General features: G+C 40.1%; 3 protein-coding genes. 1 reads left to right on the top strand and 2 read right to left on the bottom strand.

The window, feature by feature from the left end; all coding sequences use genetic code 11:
* Positions 1 to 97: 97 nt before the first annotated feature.
* Positions 98 to 418, bottom strand: a complete 321-nt coding sequence (locus tag HMPREF3144_RS04730; RefSeq protein ID WP_070476705.1) for a hypothetical protein — start codon at positions 416 to 418, stop codon at positions 98 to 100.
* Between the two features lie 66 nt (positions 419 to 484).
* The gene (locus HMPREF3144_RS04725) at positions 485 to 1,393 is read right to left on the bottom strand and encodes a LysR family transcriptional regulator (RefSeq protein WP_070476703.1); all 909 of its coding nucleotides are present in this window, start codon (positions 1,391 to 1,393) and stop codon (positions 485 to 487) included.
* Positions 1,394 to 1,499: 106 nt separating this feature from the next.
* On the opposite strand from HMPREF3144_RS04725, the gene HMPREF3144_RS04720 reads away from it, so the two are divergent.
* On the top strand, positions 1,500 to 5,024 hold the full coding sequence (locus HMPREF3144_RS04720) for an indolepyruvate ferredoxin oxidoreductase family protein (protein WP_070476699.1): 3,525 nt from the start codon (positions 1,500 to 1,502) through the stop codon (positions 5,022 to 5,024).
* Positions 5,025 to 5,192 lie beyond the last annotated feature (168 nt).

The following is a 5,192-nucleotide window of genomic DNA, read 5'->3' as shown; positions in this document are numbered from 1 at the left end:
CGGATTGTGATTCCGGTTGTCGTGGGTTCGAGCCCCATCGGTCACCCCAATAGTACCATACCCTCATTTTTTCCTCTTCCTCTCTCCTCTCTCAAACTTAATCAAATTTTCCTTCTACATAGTCTATATAAGAAGAGTCTACCTGCTCTGACTCACTTGATGAATCGACTTGATTACCTTGAGAATATGGTTGTCTACCCTCTGCATTAGCTACTATTGTTTGGGGCTGTTCGTGAGTAAGCTGTGTTTGTTGTGATTCTATTAGTGAACCCTCTATCATCTGTCCTTTTTTGGCACTATACAAAGCTCTCAGTAAACTATACATATAGACGACAAAAATGGCTAATATAGCGGCAATTAAAATATTGTCCAGTAATAGCCATAAAATAACAGTCAATATAATCGCTATTACCCACATAATCTATACCCTTAATTTAATACCTTGAGCAATATTAAAGCTCTTCAATAACACTGAAAATAACAACTATTTTACGCTAGCATAAGCCAAAAACTGATTAAACGCTTCAGAGGCTTTACTTAATTTTTTATTTTTTAACCAAAAAACACCACCCTCTAAATCAGGTACGCCATTTGCAATTTTAATAGCATTGATTTTTTTACCATCTAACGACCAAGAACGATATACCATATCTGATAAAATAGTGACACCTAACCCTTGTCCTACAAACCCCCGTACCGATTCAAGAGAACTCGTTTTTAAGACATAGTTAGGTGTTAAATTTGCTTCCTTCCAAAATTTTTCCGTAAACTCCAATGCATTATCTACTGTAATCATGATGTAAGGATAAGGTGCGATATCCTCTAACGTGACTTGTTCTTTTTCACCAAGAGGATGCGTAGCAGATAACCAGAGTCTTCTCGTTGATCGAATTAGCAGCTCTGTTTCATAATGGTGGCGTTCTTGTATGTTGGAAATAGAACCAATGGCTATCTCAATCTCTCCACTACGTAATCCTCGCTCCATCTCATCTAATGTCATATCGTATAAATCTATTGTGACTAATGGATTCGCTTTTTTAAAGCGTGCAATCAATTCGGGCAAAAAATAGCCAAGCATCGTATAAGATGCTCCAACTTTGATACAACCACTCACGCCATGAATTGTTTTCAACTCAGGGAGCGTCATCGCTTCTTTGACAGAGTCCAAGATAAAGACAGCATGTCGATAAAAAGCTTGTCCAGCTTCCGTCAGACTCACTCCATGCTGTAATCTATCAAAAAGCAACACTCCTAATTCCTCCTCAAGATTTAGTACAGCACTCGTAATAGCTGACTGAGAAACATGTTCATGCAAAGCAGCTATGGAGAATCGCCCTACTCGTGCAGCACTGACAAAATACCGCATTTGTTTTAACGTCACATTTTTAGACATTTGTTTTTTTAATACCTGATAGAGATATAATTAATTTTACGATAACACAAAAAGAGGCTAAACTAAACCAAAAAATCACCACTATAAAATTTAGCGGAGACAACCGATGAATGCACCCCTAACTAAAGAACAGCTAGAGCTGATTCAAAATACGACTCTGGATGATAAATACACAGCTAACAACAAACGTGTATTCATGAGTGGTACGCAAGCCCTAGTGAGATTACCTCTTTTACAAAAAGAGCGTGATTTGGCTGCTGGCTTAAACACGGCTGGCTTTATTTCTGGTTACCGTGGTTCACCATTAGGCAATGTGGATTTAAGCCTATGGAAAGCCAAAAAACATTTGAAATCCCATGATATTGTGTTCCAGCCGGGACTTAATGAGGAACTAGCTGCTACTGCTGTATGGGGTTCACAACAGCTAAATCTTTTCCAAGGCGCTAATCGCGACGGTGTATTTGGCATGTGGTATGGCAAAGGTCCTGGGCTTGACCGTTCGATGGACGTTTTCAAACACGCCAATAATGCCGGATCGTCAAAATTCGGTGGTGTTCTACTAATTGCTGGTGATGACCATGCTGCCAAATCCTCTACTGTTGCCTATCAATCAGAGCATGATTTACAAGCAGCAGGTATTCCCGTACTTTACCCCTCCAATGTACAAGAGTATTTAGACTATGGTTTACACGGTTGGGCCATGAGTCGTTATTCAGGTCTATGGGTTAGTCTAAAATGCGTAACCGATGTTGTAGAATCTTCATCTTCTGTTGAGGTTAATCCAAACCGTGTTAAATCAGTTATTCCTGATAACTTTACGTTACCTGAAGGTGGGCTAAATATTCGTTGGCCTGATACACCAGCCGCGCAAGAAGAGCGCATGAATAATTATAAACTCTATGCAGCGCTTGCCTATGTACGTGCTAATAAGTTAGACAAGATTGTGATCGACTCGCCTAAGGCAAAATTTGGCATTATGACAGCGGGCAAGGCCTATTTAGATGTTCGTCAAGCCTTAGTTGATTTAGGTCTTGATGAGCAAACCTGTAGCGATATTGGTATCCGTGTGTATAAAGTTGGCTGTGTATGGCCTCTTGAGTCACAAGGGGCTCGTGAATTTGCTGAAGGCTTAAACGAAATTTTAGTCGTTGAAGAAAAACGCCAAATCATGGAATATGCCATTAAAGAGCAACTCTATAACTGGCGTGATGATGTCCGTCCTGAAATTTATGGTAAGTATGATGCACGCGAAGATGGTGGTGGTGAATGGTCTTTGCCTAGAGGTCCATGGTTATTACCCCCTAATCTTGATTTATCCTCTGCGGTTATCGCAAAAGCAATTGCTAAACGCCTAGAAAAACAAGACTTACCTGCTGATGTCCGTGAGAGAATTCGCGCACGTATTGAAATCATCAATCGCAAAGAGAAAGAAAGTAAACATATTTCTGTGATTACTGAACGCAAGCCATGGTTCTGTTCAGGTTGTCCGCACAATACGTCAACTCGTGTTCCTGAAGGGTCTCGCGCTGTAGCCGGTATTGGTTGTCACTATATGACTATTTGGATGGACAGGGACACTAATACATTCTCACAAATGGGTGGAGAAGGTGTTGGCTGGATTGGGCAAAAAGACTTTACAGATGAAAAACACATTTTTGCAAACCTGGGCGATGGTACGTATTTCCACTCTGGTATCTTAGCGGTTCGTGCCTCTATCGCCGCCAAAGCCAATATCACTTACAAAATTCTCTACAATGATGCAGTAGCGATGACAGGAGGTCAGCCCATTGACGGCACACTAACTGTGCCTCAAATTCACGATCAATTAGTGGCTGAAGGAATCACCAAAATTGTAATTGTCAGTGATGAACCAGATAATATTCGTAAACTTGGTATTCGCAGCGAAACTGAAATTCGTCATCGTGATGACTTAGATGAAGTTCAACGTCAATTGCGTGATATTGAAGGAACAACAGCAATTATTTATGTTCAAACCTGTGCGACAGAGAAACGTCGTCGCCGTAAACGTGGCGATTATCCTGACCCTGCACTACGCACCTTTATTAACGAAGATGTGTGTGAAGGCTGTGGTGACTGTGGTGTTCAATCAAACTGCTTGTCTATTGAACCGCATGAAACACCGATGGGAATCAAACGTAAAATTAACCAATCTAGCTGTAACAAAGACTTTTCTTGTCAAAAAGGCTTCTGCCCTAGTTTTGTGACCGCTAAAGGTGCTCAATTAATTAAACCAACCTCTCAAGGCAACACTCTAGATAAAAAAGATATTCCTCAACCTGAGTTTGTGTCAATTAATCGTTCATACAATATTCTAGTGCCTGGTGTTGGTGGTACTGGTGTAGTCACGATTGGAGCTTTACTTGGTATGGCGGCACACTTAGAAGGCAAAGGCGTTAATATTTTGGATATTACTGGTCTTGCCCAAAAAGGAGGGGCTGTTGTTAGTCATATTCAAATTGGTAATCGTCCAGATGACTTATATGCAACACGTATTGGTACAGGTGAAGCAGATTTGATTATTGCCTGTGACTCTATTGTAGCAACATCTAAAGAAATTACCTCTAAAGTTCAAAAAGGTCGAACCTATGCTGCTGTAAATACAGCAAAGTCCCCTACTGCTGAATTATTTGGTAATCCAAAATGGCGCTTCCCTTCCCTCGCGACACAACAAGATTTACACCAAGTGGTGGGTATAGAGTCATGTGATTTTATCGATGCTTCCTTCTATGCGTTTACTTTATTAGGGGATGCTATTTACGCCAATCCATTATTGTTAGGTTATGTATGGCAAAAAGGTAAAGTACCGCTACGTCTTGAGATGATTCAACGTGCTATTGAGCTCAATGGTGTCACTGTTGAGAAAAACTTAGATGCTTTCTATTGGGGGCGTTACCTTGCTCATTTTGGCAATGACAGCCTTAAAACACAAGGTATTCAAGAGGAAAAAACTGTGTCATTCACAGAAAATACCTCTGCTCTGTTAAAACGTCTATCAAGCTATTTAACAGATTATCAAAATGCTGCTTACGCTGATAAGTTTTTAAAAGCGATTGAACCAATCAAAGCCACCGAAGAGAAAGTTCTAGGGACAGGTCATCATGCATTAACAGATGCTGCTGCTAAAAATTTAGCAAAAGTAATGGCATATAAAGATGAGTACGAAGTGGCGCGACTCTATACAAGACCAGAATATATGGAACAATTGCGTAAAACCTTTGCTGGAGAACCTGGTAAAGATTACGAAATCTTAGTTCATATGGCTCCTCCAACATTTAGCAAGAAAAAAGCAGATGGACATTTGCAGAAAAAAGCTTATGGTCCTTGGGTATTTAAAGTTTTTAAACTTCTCACTAAGATGAAGGGATTACGTGGTACTGGTTTAGATATATTTGGCAAAACCGAAGAACGTCGTGCAGAGCGTGCTTTAATTCAAGACTATATGGATCTCTTGACAACGCTAGAAAACAAACTATCAACTGATAATATAGATGTTGCAATAGCACTGGCGGAACTACCCGATGAAGTTCGCGGTTACGGCCACGTCAAAGAGAAAAACCTAAAAAAATATTATGCTAAAAAAGCTGAACTATTACAAAAAATTAACGCATAAAACACTGTAAGTTTGTTAGTCAATCAACCTCGATGGAGAGTTATCTCTATCGAGGTTTTTTTATTTGTACATGGTGAACTGATACCTCTATCCCCCACACAAAAAACCTGTACGTCAGTAAGCGTCCGGTGAATACATGTATTCATTCCTCCTAAATTGCGCGACACT

Source organism: Oligella sp. HMSC05A10 (genome assembly GCF_001808335.1).
In the GTDB taxonomy this organism is placed as follows: Bacteria; Pseudomonadota; Gammaproteobacteria; order Burkholderiales; family Burkholderiaceae_B; genus Oligella; species Oligella urethralis.
Note: the sequence above shows the minus strand (reverse complement) of the source record. Positions and strands in the feature narration are given on the sequence as shown.